This window comes from Amycolatopsis sp. TRM77291 (assembly GCF_054166285.1).
Map to the genome: position 1 here is coordinate 8,162,772 of NZ_JBSZHF010000001.1, position 17,070 is coordinate 8,179,841.

General features: G+C 69.2%; 15 protein-coding genes and 1 pseudogene (1 of these 16 cut by a window edge). 5 read left to right on the plus strand and 11 right to left on the minus strand.

Going from position 1 to position 17,070, the window contains the following annotated elements:
* Nucleotides 1-153 (plus strand): annotated as a pseudogene (locus ACXIZN_RS38305) (HNH endonuclease signature motif containing protein) (its annotated part extends 12 nt beyond the left edge of the window); the annotation flags it as partial.
* A gap of 222 nt (nt 154-375) precedes the next feature.
* Here ACXIZN_RS38305 and ACXIZN_RS38310 read toward each other — a convergent pair.
* From ACXIZN_RS38310 to ACXIZN_RS38330, 5 genes are read right to left on the minus strand one after another with little or no spacing between them, the layout of a single operon-like run.
* Nucleotides 376-1,233, minus strand: a complete 858-nt coding sequence (locus ACXIZN_RS38310; RefSeq protein WP_457959686.1) for a 5-oxoprolinase subunit C family protein — start codon at nt 1,231-1,233, stop codon at nt 376-378.
* On the minus strand, nt 1,230-1,835 hold the full coding sequence (locus ACXIZN_RS38315; protein WP_457960702.1) for a 5-oxoprolinase subunit B family protein: 606 nt from the start codon (nt 1,833-1,835) through the stop codon (nt 1,230-1,232). The genes ACXIZN_RS38310 and ACXIZN_RS38315 overlap by 4 nt, the downstream gene beginning before the upstream one ends.
* On the minus strand, nt 1,835-2,593 hold the full coding sequence (locus ACXIZN_RS38320) for a LamB/YcsF family protein (protein ID WP_457959687.1): 759 nt from the start codon (nt 2,591-2,593) through the stop codon (nt 1,835-1,837). Before ACXIZN_RS38320 ends, ACXIZN_RS38315 begins: the two co-directional genes overlap by 1 nt.
* Nucleotides 2,593-3,387, minus strand: a complete 795-nt coding sequence (locus ACXIZN_RS38325; protein ID WP_034305879.1) for a putative hydro-lyase — start codon at nt 3,385-3,387, stop codon at nt 2,593-2,595. Before ACXIZN_RS38325 ends, ACXIZN_RS38320 begins: the two co-directional genes overlap by 1 nt.
* A gap of 26 nt (nt 3,388-3,413) precedes the next feature.
* The gene (locus tag ACXIZN_RS38330) at nt 3,414-4,658 is read right to left on the minus strand and encodes an MFS transporter (RefSeq protein ID WP_257484129.1); all 1,245 of its coding nucleotides are present in this window, start codon (nt 4,656-4,658) and stop codon (nt 3,414-3,416) included.
* 182 nt (nt 4,659-4,840) lie between these two features.
* On the opposite strand from ACXIZN_RS38330, the gene ACXIZN_RS38335 reads away from it, so the two are divergent.
* Nucleotides 4,841-5,488, plus strand: coding sequence for a GntR family transcriptional regulator (locus ACXIZN_RS38335; RefSeq protein ID WP_091599994.1), 648 nt, complete (start codon nt 4,841-4,843; stop codon nt 5,486-5,488).
* Between the two features lie 73 nt (nt 5,489-5,561).
* On the opposite strand, the gene ACXIZN_RS38340 is transcribed toward ACXIZN_RS38335, so the two are convergent.
* The 3 genes from ACXIZN_RS38340 to ACXIZN_RS38350 form a co-directional block, all read right to left on the minus strand.
* Nucleotides 5,562-7,406, minus strand: coding sequence for a ricin-type beta-trefoil lectin domain protein (locus tag ACXIZN_RS38340; RefSeq protein ID WP_457959688.1), 1,845 nt, complete (start codon nt 7,404-7,406; stop codon nt 5,562-5,564).
* A complete protein-coding gene (locus ACXIZN_RS38345) occupies nt 7,403-8,629 on the minus strand; it encodes an RICIN domain-containing protein (protein WP_457959689.1) in 1,227 nt (408 codons plus the stop codon). The genes ACXIZN_RS38340 and ACXIZN_RS38345 overlap by 4 nt, the downstream gene beginning before the upstream one ends.
* A 129-nt stretch (nt 8,630-8,758) precedes the next feature.
* Nucleotides 8,759-10,003, minus strand: a complete 1,245-nt coding sequence (locus tag ACXIZN_RS38350; RefSeq protein WP_457960703.1) for an ROK family protein — start codon at nt 10,001-10,003, stop codon at nt 8,759-8,761.
* Between the two features lie 86 nt (nt 10,004-10,089).
* On the opposite strand from ACXIZN_RS38350, the gene ACXIZN_RS38355 reads away from it, so the two are divergent.
* Both ACXIZN_RS38355 and ACXIZN_RS38360 read left to right on the plus strand, forming a co-directional pair.
* Nucleotides 10,090-11,478 carry a GH1 family beta-glucosidase gene (locus tag ACXIZN_RS38355; protein WP_457959690.1) on the plus strand — a complete coding sequence of 463 codons (1,389 nt, stop codon included), beginning with the start codon at nt 10,090-10,092 and terminating at the stop codon, nt 11,476-11,478.
* A 190-nt stretch (nt 11,479-11,668) separates the two neighbouring features.
* The gene (locus ACXIZN_RS38360; protein WP_457960704.1) at nt 11,669-12,304 is read left to right on the plus strand and encodes a DUF2306 domain-containing protein; all 636 of its coding nucleotides are present in this window, start codon (nt 11,669-11,671) and stop codon (nt 12,302-12,304) included.
* Here the strand turns inward: ACXIZN_RS38360 and ACXIZN_RS38365 are convergent.
* Together ACXIZN_RS38365 and ACXIZN_RS38370 are read right to left on the minus strand one after the other, a co-directional pair.
* Nucleotides 12,276-13,418: an acyl-CoA dehydrogenase family protein gene (locus ACXIZN_RS38365; RefSeq protein WP_457959691.1), complete on the minus strand. Its 1,143-nt coding sequence runs from the start codon at nt 13,416-13,418 to the stop codon at nt 12,276-12,278. The two genes, ACXIZN_RS38360 and ACXIZN_RS38365, sit on opposite strands and share 29 nt — an antisense overlap.
* Nucleotides 13,415-15,766, minus strand: coding sequence for a bifunctional salicylyl-CoA 5-hydroxylase/oxidoreductase (locus ACXIZN_RS38370; RefSeq protein WP_457959692.1), 2,352 nt, complete (start codon nt 15,764-15,766; stop codon nt 13,415-13,417). The genes ACXIZN_RS38365 and ACXIZN_RS38370 overlap by 4 nt, the downstream gene beginning before the upstream one ends.
* A gap of 48 nt (nt 15,767-15,814) precedes the next feature.
* Between ACXIZN_RS38370 and ACXIZN_RS38375 the strand changes: the two genes are divergently transcribed.
* A complete protein-coding gene (locus tag ACXIZN_RS38375; protein WP_457959693.1) occupies nt 15,815-16,213 on the plus strand; it encodes a RidA family protein in 399 nt (132 codons plus the stop codon).
* Here the strand turns inward: ACXIZN_RS38375 and ACXIZN_RS38380 are convergent.
* Complete coding sequence (locus ACXIZN_RS38380; protein ID WP_457959694.1) at nt 16,210-17,058, minus strand: PaaX family transcriptional regulator; 849 nt, start codon at nt 17,056-17,058, stop codon at nt 16,210-16,212. The genes ACXIZN_RS38375 and ACXIZN_RS38380 overlap by 4 nt on opposite strands.
* Between the last annotated feature and the right edge of the window lie 12 nt (nt 17,059-17,070).

Genomic DNA, 17,070 nt, shown 5'->3' on the forward strand with positions numbered 1-17,070 from the left:
CTCGTGCTGCTCTGCACCAAACACCACCGGTTGATCCACCACAGCGAATGGACAGTCCACATCGCCCAAGACGGACTCCCCGAATTCACCCCACCCAGCTACCTCGACCCCACCGGCACACCGAGACGGAACACCATGCATCTCAGGGCATAGGCCGGCCCCGTGGACATGCATTTAGCTGACTAATTGCGAGACGAGCGGCCGGTCCCTTAAACGAGCCGGAACCGCACCCGCTGCCCGGGTCGCACCTGCGCGGCCAGGCCCAGTTCGCCCACCCACCGGGACGCCGAGACGCAACACCATGCATCTCAGGGCATAGGCCGGCCCCGTGGACACGCATTCAGCTGGCTAAATGCGAGACAGGCGGCCGGTCCCTTAAACGAGCCGGAACCGCACCCGCTGCCCCGGCCGCACCTGCGCGGCCAGATCCAGATCCGCCTCCTCCACCACCGCGATCACCGGATAACCCCCGGTCACCGGGTGGTCGGCCAGGAACAGGATCGGCTGCCCCGAAGGAGGAACCTGCAACGCGCCCGGCACGGCGGCCTCGGGCGGCAGCTCGCCACCCCGCGCCCGCGACAGCGCAGGGCCATCGAGCCGCACACCCACCCGATCGACATCGGCCGTGGCGCCGTAACCGGAAGAGACCAAAGTGGACAGTGCGTCGGGAACGAACCAAGAAACCCGAGGTCCTGGAGTGACCCGCAGGACCGGTTCGTCGGGCAAAGAAGCAAGAAGAGCCAGATCCACCCCGGGATGGACCAGTGACTCCTGCCCCACCGGCAAGGTCATCCCCGCCGATAGCGCGGGCGGGCCGAGTTTGCCGAGGGTGTCGGTCGCCCGTGCGCCGAGCACCGGAGGGACGTCGACACCGCCGCGCACGGCGACATAGCAACGCAAACCGTGAGAAGCCATCCCGAGAACGAGTTCGTCGCCCGCACGCACGAAAATCGGCGAGCCGGGGCCGAAAGCCCGCCCGCCGGCGGTGATCGAGCAGGGCGCGCCGGTGACGGCGACGGTCGCGGGAGCGGAGAACCGCAGGACGAGGCCGCCGAGAACGCACTCCAGGGCCGCGTGGCTCTCGGGGTTCCCGACCAGCCGGTTCGCCAGCCGCAGCGAGCCGCGGTCGGCGGCGCCGGACCGGCCGACGCCGATCGCGGCCAGCCCCGGTCGCCCGAGATCCTGCACGGTGGCGAAGAGACCGGGCCGGACCACTTCGATCTTCGCGGTCATGAAGTGAACCGGATCCGGGTACCGGGCGCCAGCAGGTTCGGCGGCTCCCGCTCGACGTCCCACACCGGCAGCGAGGTCCGCCCGATGAGCTGCCAGCCGCCGGGGGAGGCGTTCGGGTACACCGCCGTGTACTCGCCCGCGATCGCGACCGACCCGGCGGGCACCCGCGTGCGCGGGCTCGTCCGGCGCGGCAGGTGCAGCGCCGGGTCGAGTCCGGTCAGGTAGGCGAAACCGGGAGCGAAACCGCAGAACGCCGAGACGTAGGTGCCGTCCTCGTGCCGCCGGACGACGGCTTCCGCCGACATGCCGGCGGCGGCCGCGACGTCGGCGAGGTCCGGGCCGTCGTAGTGCACCGGCACGACGATCTCGGCGGTCTCGCGCGGTTCGATGTCCACTGTGGACCGATGGAGGACGTCTTCGGCGAGCCGGTCGTGGTGGGTCCGGCCGGGGTCGAACCGGATGAGCAGGGTCCGCGCGGCGGGGACCAGTTCGACGACGCCGTCCGGCGGGTCCTGCTCCAGTGACGCGTGCAGCCCGAGCACCTCCGACGGATCGTCGAAGTCGACCATGGCCGCACGCGCCCCATAGGGCAGCACTCGCATCATGCGGCCTCGATGAAGGGTCCGATGTGGACACCGGAGGCGTCGAGTCCCGCGCGGATCCGTCGCGCCAGCTCGACGGCGCCGGGCGTGTCGCCGTGCACGCACAGCGAATGCGGCTGGAGGGCCAGCTCGGTCCCGTCGGCGGCGACGACCTTGCCGGTGGTCGCCATCGTCACCGCCCGCGCGGCCACCTCGTCGGCGTTGTGGAGCACGGCGCCGGGCAGTTTTCGCGAGACCAGAAGGCCTTCGGACGTGTACGCGCGGTCCGCGAACGCCTCGGCGTACGCGGGGAGCCCAGCCTTTTCGGCCTGTTTGGCCATTTCCGAGCCCGGCGGGCAGAGCAGTGCGAGCCCGGGGTGGAACCGCCGGATCCCTTCGACCACCGCGGCCGCCTGATCCGGATCCACCCCGGCCGTGTTGTACAACGCCCCGTGCGGTTTGACGTACCGCACCCGCGAGCCCGCCGCGCGGGCGAACGCCTCCAGCGCGCCGATCTGGTAAAGCACGTCATCGGCGAGGTCGGCGGGGGCGACGTCCATCGCCCGCCGCCCGAATCCGGCGAGATCGCGGTAGGCGACGTGCGCGCCGATGACGACACCGCGCTCCGCCGCGCGCTCGCAGACACGCCGCATCACCGACGGGTCGCCGGCGTGGAAGCCGCAGGCGACGTTCGCGCTGGTGACGATGTCGAGCATGGCGTCGTCGTCGCCCATCTCCCAGGCGCCGAAACCCTCGCCCAAATCGCTGTTGAGATCCATCAGGCCACCCTGAACTCACTGTCGAGCTTGTCGGTCACGAACATGTAGCCCGGCGCGTGCGTGATCGCGAACGGCGGCCGCGAGGCCATCAACGCCGCCTGCGGGGTCACGCCGCACGCCCAGAACACCGGCACGTCACCGGGTTCCGCGTCGACCGGGTCGCCGAAATCGGGTTTGCCGAGATCGGTGATGCCGAGCGCGGCCGGGTCGCCGATGTGCACCGGCGCACCGTGCACGGCGGGCATCCCGCGGGTGATGCGCACGGCGTCGTCCACGCGGTCTTCGGGGATCTGCCGCATCGAGACCACCATCGGCCCGTGCAGCCGCCCGGCGGGGACGCACTCGCGGTTCGTCACGTACATCGCCACGTTGCGGCCCTGGTCGACGTGCCGCAGCGGGATGCCCTCCGCGGCCAGCGCCGATTCGAAGGTGAAACTGCATCCGATCGAGAACGCGACCATGTCGCTGCGCCACAGCCCGCTCGCGTCCGTGAGCTCGCCGGACAGCGCGCCGTTCTGCCAGACGCGGTACCGCGGCAGGTCGGTGCGCAGATCCGCGCCGGGCGCCAGCCGGGTCGACGGGTCGCCTGGGTCGCTGACGTCGAGTACCGGACAGGGCTGCGGGTTCCGCTGGCAGAACAGCAGGACGTCGTAGGCCCAGTCCTCGGGGACGGCGATCAGGTTGGTCTGGGTGAACCCGTTCGCCCAGCCGGTGGTCGGGCGGGCGGTGCCCGCGCGGAACAGGGCGCGGGCCTCGCCGGGGGACAACGTCGCCGGTTCGTCGAAGGTGGTCATCGCGGTGCCTCCTCTTCCGATTGTGGTCACAGAAGTTCGCGGCCGCGAGTCTCGGGCAGGCCGAGCAGCGCCAGCACGGCGATGCCGTAGCCGACCGCGCCGAACACCATCGCGCCGCCGGCGCCGAGGAAACCGACCACGGCGGGGAACGTGGCGCCGATGGCGCGGCCGAGGTTGTAGGTGAAGCCCTGCCCGGTCCCGCGCAGCGCCGACGGGTACAGCTCAGCGAGGAAGGCGCCGAACCCGCTGAAGATCGCGGACATCGAGAACCCGAGCGGGAACCCGAGGAACAGCACGAGTGTGTTCGCACCCGCCGGGATCTGCGTGTACGCGACGATGAGACCCGCCGACAGCACCGAGAACAGCAGGAACGTCTTCTTGCGGCCCAGGAGGTCCGTCAGGTAGCCGCCGGTGACGTAGCCGATGAAGGCGCCGGAGATCAGGAACGCGAGATAGCCGCCGGTCCCGATGACGGTGAGGCCGCGGGTGGTCTTCAGGTAGCTGGGCAGCCAGGTGGCGAGGGTGTAGTAGCCGCCCTGGACACCGGTGGCCAGCAGCGCGGCGAAGAACGTCGTGCGCAGCAGGTCCGGTTTGAAGATGCCCGCCAGTGAACCGCGTTCCTTCTTCGTGGCGCGGGCCGCTTCGGCGACCGGCGCGTCCTGGACGTTGCGGCGGACCCACAGCACGAGCAGCGCAGGGATGACGCCGGTCCAGAACATGACCCGCCAGGCGACGTCCGGGCTCCAGATACTGAAGACGACGGTGTAGACGACGACCGAGAGCGCCCAGCCGACAGCCCACGCGCTCTGCACGAAGGCGACCGTGCGGCCGCGATACTTCGCCTGCGAGTACTCCGCCACCAGCGCGGCGCCGGCGGCCCATTCGCCACCGAAGCCCAGGCCCTGCAGGGCGCGGAAGACCAGGAGCGTCTCGAAGTTCGGCGCGAACCCGCAGAGCACGGTGAAGATCGTGTACATCGCGATGGTGAGCTGGAGGGTGCGGACCCGGCCGATGCGGTCGGCCAGGATGCCCGCGCCGATCCCGCCGATCGCCGAAACCACCAGCGTGGTGGTGCCGAGCAGGCCCGCCTCGCCGCCGGAGAGGCCGTAGTAGGCGGTGATCGCGGCCAGGCCCAGCGGCAGGGTCTGGTAGTCGAACGAATCGAGCCCGTATCCGCCGAACGCGCCGACGAAGGCCCGGCGGCCTCGCGAACCGAGCGTGCGGAACCAGGCGAAGGGGCGTGTGTCTTCGGTAGTGGCTGTCGCGTTCATCGGCACCTCCAGAGGGTGAATCTCAGGGTGGCACGGGTCACATGAATAGCCACTGTAGGTATTGTTCAACAATTCCACAAGAGGATCCTTGGCTGAGCCTCTTGTGCCTAGGTAGGATCGGTCACGTGACGATCGCGGAGGGTGGTCCTGCCTCGGTAGAAGGACTCGAGGCGGATCGCGGCATGATCAGCCGGACCAGCACGGCCGAAAGGGTCGCGGGCGTCCTCCGCACGCGTATCGCGGAAGGTTTCTTCCTGCCCGGCGTCCGGCTGTCGGAGCAGGACATCGGCTCGGCGCTCGGCGTCTCCCGCAACACGCTGCGCGAGGCGTTCCGCCTGCTCACGCACGAACGCCTGCTGACCCACGAGCTCAACCGCGGTGTGTTCGTGCGGGTGCTGCCGGTCGAGGACGTCGTCGACCTCTACAAGGTGCGCAAGGTCGTCGAGTGCTCCGCGGTGCGGGCGGTGACGGAAAAACCCCCGACGTTCGGGAAACTCGCGCGACTGGTCGAGGACGGCAGGATCGCCGAGCGGGGTGAACGCTGGCAGGACCTCGGCACCGCGAACATCCGGTTCCATTCGGCGATCGCGGAGCTGAGCGGCAGCGAGCGGATCGACGAGCTGATGCGCGGCATCCTCGCCGAGCTGCGGCTGGTGTTCCACATGATGGCCGACCCGCGGCGCTTCCACGAGCCGTACCTCAAGCGCAACGCGGAGATCCTCGAGCGCATCGAAGCCGGCGACGGCCTCGGCGCCGAAAAGCTCCTCGCGCAGTACCTCACCGACGCCGAAAACCAGCTGGTCGAGGCCTACGCCGAGCGCTCCTCCTGACGCGTTTCGTCCTCTGGATGCGGTAGTTCGAAGTGCGAACCACCGCATCCAGAGGACGAAATGCGAGGGGTGGCTAGGGAGTGACCCACTTCTGGTTCGCGGCGCCGGTACAGGACCAGATCTGGAGCCGGGTGCCGTTGGCCGAGGAGTTGCCGGTGGCGTCCAGGCATTTACCCGAACCGGAGTTCACCAGGTCGCGGGCGGTGCTGGCCGCCCAGCGCTGATTCGGCCCGCCCGCGCAGTCCCACAGTTGCAGTCGCGCGCCGTCCGCCGTGGACATCCCGGTGACGTCGAGACATTTGCCCAGCGCCCGCACCGTGCCGTCCGCCTGGAACGACCACTGCTGCGCACCGGAGCCATTGCAGTCGTAGAGCTGCACCGTCGTCCCGTTGGCGCTGTTCGCCCCGGTGACGTCGACGCATTTGCCGCCGAGCCCGGTGATCGCGCCGGTGCGGACGCCGCCGCCCGACTGCGTCCCCGACCAGGTGAACGTCGCCGACGTCGACGCGGGCAGCGTGTACGTGAAGGACTGCCCGCCCCAGTTGACGCGCACGTTCTGGTTCACGCCACTGGTGTTGTACGCGATCAGCGCCTTCGACCCGTCCGGGTTCTTCCACGCGACGTTCCGCACGGCGGAGTTGTCGTTGGACGAGATCCGGTGCGCGCCCGGCTTCACGAACTTCGTCAGGTGACCCATCGTGTAGTACTCGACGGTGTAATCGACCTGCCCGTGCCGCGAATCTCCATTGTGGACGGTGATCAGTCCGGTGCAGGTGCCGCAGCCGCCGTTGTGCGGACCCATGTTCTGGTCCACCGCGAGGCTCCACTTGATGAAGCTCTTGCTCCAGTTCCTGGTGTAGTCGACGATGTTCGCCATGTCCTCGGCCTGCTGATGACTCACCCACGTCCCGCCCGAATGCTCCGTGCTGTACGCGGGCACGTCCGGGTACTGGTTGTGCACCGCGGTCTGCTGGGCGACGTCGCCGCCGTAGCCGTGCCAGGCCATCCCGCCGAAGTTCGGGTCGTTGCGGATCGAAGCGTCGTCCATCGTGGGTGCGCCGAATTCCGTGTACTTGTCCCAGTTCCAGTCCAGCGCGAGGACCTTTGTGGACAGACCAGAGCCGCGAAGGGCCGGCAGGAGGTTGGTCTTCGTGAAGTACTGGAGGCCGGCGCCGTTCCAGTTCATCGACGGATAGCTCGCGCAGCAGGTCGGCTCGTTCTGCACCGACACGTAATGAATCGGCACTCCCTGCGCCTGGTACGCCTGGATGTACTTGACGAAGTACTGCGCATAGACCGGGTAGTACTCGGCCTTCAGCCAGCCCAGCTTGAAGTCGCCGTTGTCCTTCATCCACGGCGGCGCGCTCCACGGCGACGCCATCACCTTGGTCGCCGGATTGATCTCCCGCGCCTGCTTGGTCAGCGGCAGGATGCTGTCGAGATCGTGGCCGATCGAGAACTTCGCCAGGCTCGGATCGGTCTGCCCGGCGGGGAGATCGTCGAACGAGTAACTGAACCGCGCCAGATCCGAGGAACCGAGCGGGTTGCGGATGAAGTTGACACCGATCCCCGAAACGGGATCGAACAGCTTCCGCATGGTCTCGTCGCGGGTCGCCTGCGACAACGCGCCGCTGCCCTTCATCAGCCACGCCGCGGTGTCGGTGAACGACGCGCCCGCGCCCTCGAACTGCTGGTACGTCGTGTTCTCGTCGACGGTGATGGTCTGCTGGCCGGTCCCCGTGCCCGCGGCGAAGGTGACCGGTGACTGCTGCTGGAGCCCGCGCGTGACGTTCACCCCGCGCGAGTCGTTCGTGGTGGTGAGCCAGATGTTCACGGTTTCCCCGGCGGCTCGCGCCGGGGTCGCGACGAGCGTGGCCGCCGCGATCACCGCGGCGCCGAGCAGCGGCAGCCTTCTCACGGCGTCGTCCACTTCTGGTTCGCGCTACCGCCGCAGGTCCAGAGCTGGAGTCTCGTCCCGTTCGCGGAGCTGTTCCCGGTGGCGTCGAGGCATTTGTTCGCCTGCGGGTTCACGATGTCGCGTGCGCCGCTGATCGCCCATTTCTGCGCGCCGGATCCGTTGCAGTCCCACAGTTGCACGGCCGTGCCGTCCGCGGTCCCGCCGCCGGAGACGTCCATGCACTTGCCGAGCGCGCGGATCGTGCCGTCGCCGCCGATGGTCCAGTTCTGCGCGGCGTTGCCGTTGCAGTCGGTGATCTGGAGCGGGGTGCCGTTGGCGGTGTTCGCCCCGGCGACGTCGACGCATTTCCCGCCGATACCGGTGATCCGCCCGGTGCGCCCGGCGGTGTCGCTGGAATTGACGCGCACGTAATCGACGACGAGACGCTGCGGGAAGACCGTGCTGGAGTTCGGGTCACCGGGCCAGTAGCCGCCGACGGCGAGGTTCAGGATCAGGTAGAAGGGGTGGTCGAAGACCCAGCGGTTGCCGTTGAGGTCGGCGGGTGTGCGGGTCTGGTAGAGGTTCCCGTCCACGTACCACTTGATCTGGTTCGGTGCCCAGTCGACGGCGTAGGTGTGGAAGTCGTCGGAGAAGTTCGGGCCGTTGTAGGCCGCGCCGATGCCGCCCGCGCCGGAGTAACCGGGGCCGTGAAGGGTGCCGTGCACCGTGTTCGGCTCGAAGCCGACGTTCTCCATGATGTCGATCTCGCCGCTGTTGGGCCAGCCGACGTTGCCGATGTCGGCGCCGAGCATCCAGAACGCGGGCCACATCCCCTGCCCGCGCGGAAGTTTCATCCGCGCTTCGAACCGGCCGTAGGTCTGGGTGAACTGGCCCTGCGTGGACAGCCGCGCGGAGGTGTACTCGCAGCGCCCGTACCAGCAGTTGTAGTTGCCAGGGTTCTCCTTCTTCGCGGTGATGACGAGGTTGCCCTGGCCGTCGAGCGCCGCGTTGTTCGTCCCGGATGTGTACCACTGCCGCTCGTGGTTGTTGACGTTGTCGCCGGTCTCGAAATGCCACTTCGAGGTGTCGATACCCGCCCCGGCGGGCCCGTTGAAGTCGTCGGTGAAGGTCGCGGCCGTGACCGCGGCCTCGGAGGCCGGGGCTTGTGCGGTGGCCGGGAGCGAGCCGAGGAGGACGCCGGCGGCGAGGAGTGCCGTCCAGCGGAAACGAGCTGAGATGGACATCGTTGTCGCCTCTCTGACCGTTGGGGACCCGAGGAGAAGGCTGGCAGAACTACTTTGTTGTGCCTGACAACAAAGTATGCATGGTCTCTACCACTGCGACAAGATGTATTTTTCGAGCTCGAATTAAGGTCAGGCGGCCGTGCCCCGCTTCGATCCGGCCGTGCGCGGGTCCGCGCCCTGTTCCAGGAGGGCGGCGACCGGGAGGGTGGCGGCTCCTATGGCGACGGCGTCCGGGCCGAGCTGTCCGAGCTCGATCTCGGTCTGGTCGAACACGTGCGCCAGCGCGTGCTCGCCCGCCACGCGCCGGATCTCGGGCAGGTACCGCTCGCCGAGGGCCAGCCCGGCCCAGCCGCCGAGCACGATCCGCTCCGGGTCGAACAGGTTGATCAGGTTGCCGATCCCGGCGCCGAGATAGCCCGCGGTCTCTTCCAGCACCTTGGCCGCGGCCTTGGACTTGCCCGCCGACTCCAGCAGGGCGGCGAACTGGGTCCGCTCGTCCTCGTCCGAGGTCTTTCCGCCGCGTGCCTTGCGATAGCGGGCGAGGACGCCCTCCGCACCGACGTAGGACTCCAGGCACCCGCGGGATCCGCAGCGGCATTCCTGCCCGCCGTAGACGATCGTCGTATGGCCCCATTCGCCCGCGCTGCTGGTGGAGCCCCGGTAGGTGGTGCCGTCGGCGACCACGGCCGCGCCGACGCCGGACCCGATCAGCGCGATCACCGCGTGCCGGGCGCCGCGGCCGGCACCGAACCACATTTCGCCCTGCCCCTGGGTTTTCGCGCCGTTGTCCACGAACAGGGGCAGCTCGACGCCTTCCGCGCGCAGGAGGTCGGTGAGCGGGACCTCCTTCCAGCCGATGGTGGGCGCGTGCACGCGCAGCGCTTCGCCCTGCTGGACGGTGCCGGGGACGCCGACGCCGACACCGAGCACGGTCGCCTCGTCGATACCCGATTCCGTGATCACCTCCCGGAGCCCGGACGCCACCTGGGTGACCGCCGCGGCCGCGTCCGGCCGGGGCGAGGCGAGGGGATGCTCGACGGTGGCGAGCCGGTTCATGGTGAGGTCGAACAGCTCGACCTTCACCCCGGTCTCGCCGATGTCGACGCCCGCGACATGCCCGTACGCCGGGTCGACGCGGAGCAGGACGCGCGGCCTGCCGCCGTCGGACTCGACCAGCCCGGCCTCGGTGATGAGGCGTTCTTCGCCGAGTTCGGCGGTCACGTTGCTGACGGTCGCGGCGCTCAACCCGGTCAGACCGCTCAATTCGTGGCGGCTGAGCGGGCCGTCGAAGTAGAGTTTCGACAACAGGAGGGAACGGTTGTGCCGCCGCAGGTCACGGACGGTGGTGCGCTTGGCAGGCATGCGGATACCCATCTTGTGGCGGCGGACCTTTCCAGGATGCCCCACGACCTTATCCTCCGCCATGTATCAACTGGTGAAATAAGGCGGGAAGAGGGGCCATGACGGGGGACGACGAGCTCATCGGTACCTTGCCGCCGGACTTCCGGTGGGGTGTCGGCAGTTCGGCGTACCAGGTCGAAGGCGCGGTCGCCGAAGACGGAAGAACACCGTCCATTTGGGACACCTGGGCCCGGTCCCCGTGGTCGGTCGACAACGGGGACACCGGCGAGATCGCCTGCGATCACTACCACCGCATGCCCGCGGACGTCGCGCTGCTCAAGGAACTCGGCGTCGACACCTACCGCTTCTCCGTTTCCTGGCCACGGGTGCAGCCGCGTGGACGCGGCGGCGTCAACCCCGCCGGGATCGCCTTCTACGACCGGCTGGTCGACGAACTGCTCAACAACGGCATCGACCCCTGGCTGACGCTGTACCACTGGGATCTTCCGCAGCACCTCGAAGACGCCGGCGGCTGGCCCGCGCGCGACACCGCCGTCCGGTTCGCCGACTACGCGATGCTCGTGTTCGAGCGCCTGAGCGACCGGGTCCGCCACTGGACCACGCTGAGCGAACCGTGGTGCACGGCCATGCACGGTTACGTCCACGGGGTGATGGCGCCCGGCCGCCGGGACGCGAAGGCGGGGATGGCGGCGGCCCATCACCTGCTGCTCGGCCACGGTCTCGCCGTGCGGCGGATGCGGGAGCTCGCGCCGCCGGGGACCGAGTTCGGGATCACGCTCAACCTGAGCACCGCCGACCCGGCCACCTCGAGTGAGGCCGACCGGGCCGCCGCGCGCTTCGAGGACGGGCTCGGGACGAGGTTCTACCTCGACGCGCTCGTCCACGGCCGGTACCCGGAGGACGTGCTCGAGACCCTCGCCCGGCAGGGCATCCGCCTGCCGTCCGAGCCGTGGGATCCGTCGATCATCGCGGCCCCGCTCGATTTCCTCGGGGTCGACTACTACTTCGGAACGCGGTACTCCGGGGTGGAGGAGAACGGGGACGCGGTGGAGCATTTCGGGATGCCCGCGTTCCGCAAGGTCCCGTTCGGGGCCCCGTCGACGGTGCTGGGCTGGGAGATCCTGCCGCACAAGCTCACCGAACTGCTCGTCCGGATCAGCCGGGACTATCCCGGTCTGCCGCTCTACGTAACGGAGAACGGGGCCGCGTTCGCCGACGTCCCCGACGAGACCGGCTTCGTCCGCGACGACGACCGCGCCGAGTACCTGTCGGCGCATATCGCCGCCACGGCCGCCGCGCGGCGGGCGGGCGCGGACGTCCGCGGCTATTTCGCCTGGTCCTTTTTGGACAGTTTCGAATGGGCGTACGGCTACGCGAAGCGGCTCGGCCTGGTGCGGGTCGACCGCGATACGCAGGCGCGGACGATCAAACAGAGCGGGCTGGTCTACCGGGATCTCGTGCAGCGGGTGCGAGGCGGACGGCGGTAGGGCCTGCTCCACCTTCGAACCGGCGGTCCGCTCCATTCTTCCCGGCCACCCCACGTCCTAGGTTCGGCAGCGGAAAGTTGTTTGCCGTTACCGGAAAACGTGGGGGACAGTGATGACTGTCAGGCTCGAACAACGTGACCAGCGGGAGGCGCCACGGAAAGCGTGGTGGCGAAGGCCTTGGGTCGTGCCGTTGGCCGTCGTCGTCGTGGTCTTCCTGGCCTTCTCGATGCCGCCGTACCTGTCGTTGGATCCGGCTCAGTCACGGGTCCCGCAGCCGCCCGGCTTCACGACGCACTACTGGTTCCTCGCGGCGCACGTCCTGTTCGGCTCGATCGCGATGGTCGGCGCGCTGCTGCAGATCTGGCCGTGGTTCCGGACGAAGTACCCGGCGGTGCACCGGAAGATCGGCCGGGTGTACGTCTTCGCCGGGGTGCTCCCGGCCGGGCTGCTGGCGCTGGTCGTCGGTTCGGTGAGCCCGTTCGGCCCGGCGACGCGAGTGGCCAACACGCTGGCCGCGGTGCTGTGGCTGGGGTGTACGTTCGCGGGCTGGCGTGCGGCTCGGCAGCGCCGGTTCGGCGACCATCGGCGCTGGATGATCCGCAGTTTCGCGCTGACCATGTCGATCATCCTCAGCCGCCTGATCGGTCCGGTCGCGGTGATCGTGCTGGGACCGCGGCTGGAGACCACGTTCGGCGGCAGCGAGATCGCCTTGACCCAGTCGGTCGCCGCGATCACGGCCTGGCTGAGCACGACGCTGGCCCTGCTCGCTGCGCAGTGGTACCTGGATCGCCGTCCGGCTAGGAAGAAGTCAGCGACCGCGCGATGATCGTCCGCTGCACTTCGGAGGCGCCTTCGTAGATCCGCGGCGCCCGCACCTCGCGGTAGAGGTGTTCGAGCAGATGCCCTCGCCGCAGTGCCCGGGCGCCGTGGATCTGCACGGCCGAGTCGACGACGTACTGCGCGGTCTCGGTGGCGAACAGTTTCGCCATCGCGGCCCGGCCGGCGAGATTCCGCTCGCCGGCGTCGTACGCGGCCGCGGCGGCGTAGATGAGCAGGCGTGAGGCCTCGGTGCGGGTCGCCATTTCGGCGAGGGTGTGCGCCACGGTCTGCTGCTTCAGGAGCGGGCCGCCGAACGCCACGCGAATCTTGGCGTGGGCGACGGCGGCGTCGAGCGCGGCCTGCGCCATCCCGACGGCGAACGCTCCGACACTCGGCCGGAACAGGTCCAGGGTCCGCATCGCCACACCGAAACCGCGATCTTGCTCGCCGAGCAGTTCGTCCCGTTCGACACGGACGCCGTCGAAGACCAGGGTGCCGATGGGATGCGGGCTGACGAGGTCGAGGTGCTCGCCCGAGAGCCCGGCGCGGTCGGCCGGGACGACGAACCCGGACACGCCGCGAGAACCCGCGTCCGGGGTGGTGCGGGCGAAGACGCTGTAGAAATCGGCCTCGGGGGCGTTGGAGATCCACATCTTCTCGCCGGTGAGACGCCAGCCGTCGCCGTCGGGCTCGGCGGCGAGCTCCAGTGCCGCCGCGTCCGAGCCCGCGTTCGGCTCGGTGAGCGCGAACGCGGCGACGGCGTCGCCCGCGGCCACGGCGGGCACCCACTTCGAGACCTGCGAATCCTGCCCGGACTGCAGTACCGGATACGTGCCAAGGCCCTGGAGTGCCAACGCCGTCTCGGCTTCGGTGCTCTGACTGGCCAGGGATTCGCGCAGGATGCACAGATCCGTCGCGGCGGCCTCCCGGCTCGGGCTGCCGCCCTCGACGCCGGGGAACAGCCGGGCGAGCAGGCCGAGCGCGCCCATTTCCTTGAGCAGGGGCCGGTTCACCGCGCCTTCGGTGCCGGATTCGGCCAGCGGGCGGAGCTTCTCGGCGCCCAGCCGCCGGACTTCTTCGGCGAAAGACTGCTGTTCAGGGGTCAGTGCGAAGGCGGTCATCGGTCGCTCCCAGGTCGCCAGCGGGCATGCGCGGTGCCGGGTTCTCCCGAGCGAAGGAGTTCCAGCCGTGGTTTCGGGCCATCGGTGCGGCCGCCCTGCGGTTTCCGGCTGCCCGCCGCGAACTGTTTCGGCCACGGCATCGGATAGCCCTGCTCGGCGGCGGCGTGCAGTGTCCACTGTGGATCGTAAAGGTGGGTCCTGCCGAGCGCGCACAGATCCGCGCGGCCGGCCAGGATCAGCGAGTTGACGTCGTCGTAGGAGGAGATCGCGCCGACGGCGATCACCGCGATGCCGTACTCGCGCCCGATCTCGTTGCGGATCCGGTCGGCGTACGGCGTCTGGTAACTGCGGCCGTACTCGGGTTTCTCCTCGCTGACGACCTGTCCGGTCGACACGTCGATACCGTCGGCCCCGTGCTCGGCGAACGCGCGGGCGATCTCGACGGCGTCGTCGACGTCGATCCCGCCGTCGTACCAGTCGGTCGCGGAGATGCGGACCGTCATCGGCCGTTCCGCCGGCCACGCCGCGCGGACGGCGTCGAACACTTCGAGCGGGAAACGCAGCCTGTTCTCCAGCGAGCCGCCGTATTCGTCGGTGCGCCGGTTGGTCAGCGGCGAGAGGAACGACGACAGGAGGTAGCCGTGCGCGCAGTGGAGTTCGAGGAGGTCGAACCCGGCGCGCGCGGCGGCTCGGGCGGACGCCGCGAACTGTTCGCGGATCTCTTGTAGCTCGGTGACCGCGAGCTCGCGCGGGGTCTGGTTCGCTTCGCTGTAGGGGATCGCCGACGGCGCGCAGATCTCCCAGTTGCCCTCGGGGAGCGGCTGGTCGATGCCGTCCCACATCAGTTTCGTGGAGCCCTTGCGTCCCGAATGTCCCAGCTGGACACCGATACGCGCGGGGGTGTGGCCGTGGACGAAGTCGGTGACCCGCCTCCACGCCTGTTCTTGTTCCTCGGTGTACAGGCCGCCACAACCCGGGGTGATACGGCCGGTCTCGGAAACGCAGACCATCTCCGTCATGACCAGCCCGGCGCCGCCGAGCGCCTTGCTTCCCAGGTGTACCAGGTGGAAATCGGTCGGGACGCCGTCTTCGGAGGAGTACATGTCCATCGGCGAGACGACGACACGGTTCGGCAGGTCGAGGCTCCCGATGCGGAACGGCTGGAACATCGGGGGCCGGACGTCGGAGTCAAGAGTGGAGGCGAACCAGGTGTCCAGCTCGGCGGCGAACTCGGGATCGCGCAACCGGAGGTTGTCGTAGGTGACGCGGCGGCTGCGGGTGAGGATGTTGAACGCGAACTGCGCGGGATCCTGATGGGTGTACTGGCCCAGGTTCTCGAACCATTCCAGGCTCGCCTGCGCGGCGCGCTGCGTGGAGTTGACGACCGGGCGGCGCTCGGCTTCGTAGGCTTCCAGCGCACTGTCCATATCGGACTGTTCGTGCAGGCAGGCGGCGAGGGCCAGCGCGTCCTCCATGGCGAGCTTCGTGCCGGAGCCGATGGAGAAATGCGCCGTGTGCGCGGCGTCGCCGAGCAGGACGACGTTCTCGTGCCGCCAGCTCGCGCTGCGCACGGTGGCGAACGCGGTCCACTTCGAGTTGTTGGCGAACACCTGATGGCCGCCGAGGACGTCCGCGCACAGCTCGCGGATGACCTCGATCGACTTCTCATCACTCTCACCCGGTGCCAGTGAGGTCGCGGCGATCTCGCCGAACGCGCGCTGCCAGACGTCCTCGTGCAGTTCGAGGATGAACGTGCTCGCGGTGTCGCTGTAGGGATAGCCGTGGATCTGCATGATCCCGTGCGGGGTTTCCAGCACGTAGAACTTGAAGGCGTCGAACACGAGATCCGTGCCGAGCCAGATGTACTTACAGCGCCTGGTCTGGAGGCTCGGCCGGAAGCTCTCGGCGAAGGCGGCGCGGGTGGGGGAGTTGACGCCGTCCGCCGCGACGACGAGGTCGTACTCGGCGGCGGCCTCGGCCGCGCTCGGCGCCTCGGTGCGGAAACGCACGTCCACGCCGAGCTCCGCGCAGCGTTCCTGGAGGATGCCGAGCAGCCGTTTGCGGCTCATCGCGGCGAACCCGTGCCCGCCCGAGGTGTGCACCGTGCCGCGGAAGTGGACGTCGATGTCGTCCCAGCGCGCGAACTCGCGGCGCATGGCGGCGTGGATCACCGAATCGGCGTGTTCGATGCCGCCGAGTGTCTCGTCGGAGAACACCACCCCGAACCCGAAGGTGTCGTCGGGCGCGTTGCGCTCCCAGACGGTGATCTCGTGATCGGGATGGAGCTGTTTCGCCAGCGTGGCGAAGTAGAGCCCCGCCGGGCCGCCGCCTAACACCGCGATACGCACGTCGCTCAGGGTATGTCGCGGTATGTACGACCGTCAACGATACGGGATATGGTGACCCGTATGGAGCGCATCAACCCGCCCGGGCTCGGCCGTCCCTCCGGCTTCTCGCACGCGGTCGCCGCGACCGGGAGATTCGTCTTCCTCGCCGGTCAGACGGCGTTGGACGAGGAGAACCGCATCGTCGGCGACGGCGTGGTCGAGCAGTTCGAACGCGCGCTGTCCAATCTGCTCACCGCGTTGCGCGCGGCGGGCGGGGAGCCGTCGGACCTGTGCAGCGTGACCATCTACATCGTCGACATGGACGATTACCGCGCCCACGCGCGCGAGATCGGCGCGGTGTGGAAACGGCTGGCCGGGAGCGAGTACCCCGCGATGGCGGGAATCGGCGTCAGCCGGCTTTGGGACGCGGAGGCGCTGGTGGAGGTGCAGGGCTTCGCGGTGGTCTAGGGCAGCGTGCGCGAGACGTGCGCGGCCGCGGCCTCGCCCAGCCGCGCGTGCAGCGTGAAGAACAGGTCCGCCGCCCGGATACCCGCCCAGCCCGGCGGCAGCAGTTCGGCGGGCAGGCCGGGGTCGAGGTAGGGCAGCCGCCGCCAGTCGGTCAGCACGCGGACGTAGTCGGCGAACGCTTCGGCCTCGTCCGTGGTCTTGCGCCGCTGCCACCGCCGGAGCGCGGCCGCGTGCTCGTCGAGGAAGGCCGTGTACAGCGACTCGAGCTGATCGAGGTCCCACCAGTCACGGATCTTCTCCCGCACGTCGCCGAACGCGAGGTGCTCGGCGTGGAAGAGATCGGCGTACCCCTCGAGTTCGAGCCGTCGCAGCATGTCGGAGGTCGCGTCGCGCAGATGCGCGGGCGCGATCCAGACCCCGGACGACGCGGTCCCGAAGCCGAGCCGGGCGAGCTGTGTGCGAAGAACGTGCCTTTTGTGCCGTTCGGCTTCCGGGACGGAGAACACCGCGAGCAGCCAGCCGTCGCCGGGGGTGGCGCGTTCGCGGCGGAAGATCCGCTCGTCGCCCTCGCGCAGGATCGCCAGCGCGGTTTCGGAAAGTTCGTAGCCCGCGGCCCCGTTCCGGCGTACCGCCGAAAGGATCCCGCGCCGTTTCAGCCGGGAGATCGACGACCGGACGGCCGGTTCCTCGACGTCCACCACGGCCAGCAGGTCGATCAGGGAACGGACGGAGAGCCAGCCGCCCTCGCCTCGTGAATAGAGGCCGTACACGGTCACGATGAGCTGGCGCGGTTGCGCCGTCCGCCCCGCGCCGTCGACTTCGGTTGCCTCCGACACGGCCGTCACCCGGTCACCATA

Bases quoted from the DNA above. Each gene is read 5' to 3' on its own strand.
- ACXIZN_RS38335 (WP_091599994.1), top strand. From the start codon at position 4,841: ATGATCAGCCGGACCAGCACGGCCGAAAGGGTCGCGGGCGTCCTCCGC.
- ACXIZN_RS38325 (WP_034305879.1), bottom strand. From the start codon at position 3,387: ATGACCACCTTCGACGAACCGGCGACGTTGTCCCCCGGCGAGGCCCGC.
- ACXIZN_RS38315 (WP_457960702.1), bottom strand. From the start codon at position 1,835: ATGCGAGTGCTGCCCTATGGGGCGCGTGCGGCCATGGTCGACTTCGAC.
- ACXIZN_RS38330 (WP_257484129.1), bottom strand. From the start codon at position 4,658: ATGAACGCGACAGCCACTACCGAAGACACACGCCCCTTCGCCTGGTTC.
- ACXIZN_RS38310 (WP_457959686.1), bottom strand. From the start codon at position 1,233: ATGACCGCGAAGATCGAAGTGGTCCGGCCCGGTCTCTTCGCCACCGTG.
- ACXIZN_RS38320 (WP_457959687.1), bottom strand. From the start codon at position 2,593: ATGGATCTCAACAGCGATTTGGGCGAGGGTTTCGGCGCCTGGGAGATG.
- ACXIZN_RS38350 (WP_457960703.1), bottom strand. From the start codon at position 10,003: ATGGGTATCCGCATGCCTGCCAAGCGCACCACCGTCCGTGACCTGCGG.
- ACXIZN_RS38345 (WP_457959689.1), bottom strand. From the start codon at position 8,629: ATGTCCATCTCAGCTCGTTTCCGCTGGACGGCACTCCTCGCCGCCGGC.
- ACXIZN_RS38355 (WP_457959690.1), top strand. From the start codon at position 10,090: ATGACGGGGGACGACGAGCTCATCGGTACCTTGCCGCCGGACTTCCGG.
- ACXIZN_RS38375 (WP_457959693.1), top strand. From the start codon at position 15,815: ATGGTGACCCGTATGGAGCGCATCAACCCGCCCGGGCTCGGCCGTCCC.
- ACXIZN_RS38365 (WP_457959691.1), bottom strand. From the start codon at position 13,418: ATGACCGCCTTCGCACTGACCCCTGAACAGCAGTCTTTCGCCGAAGAA.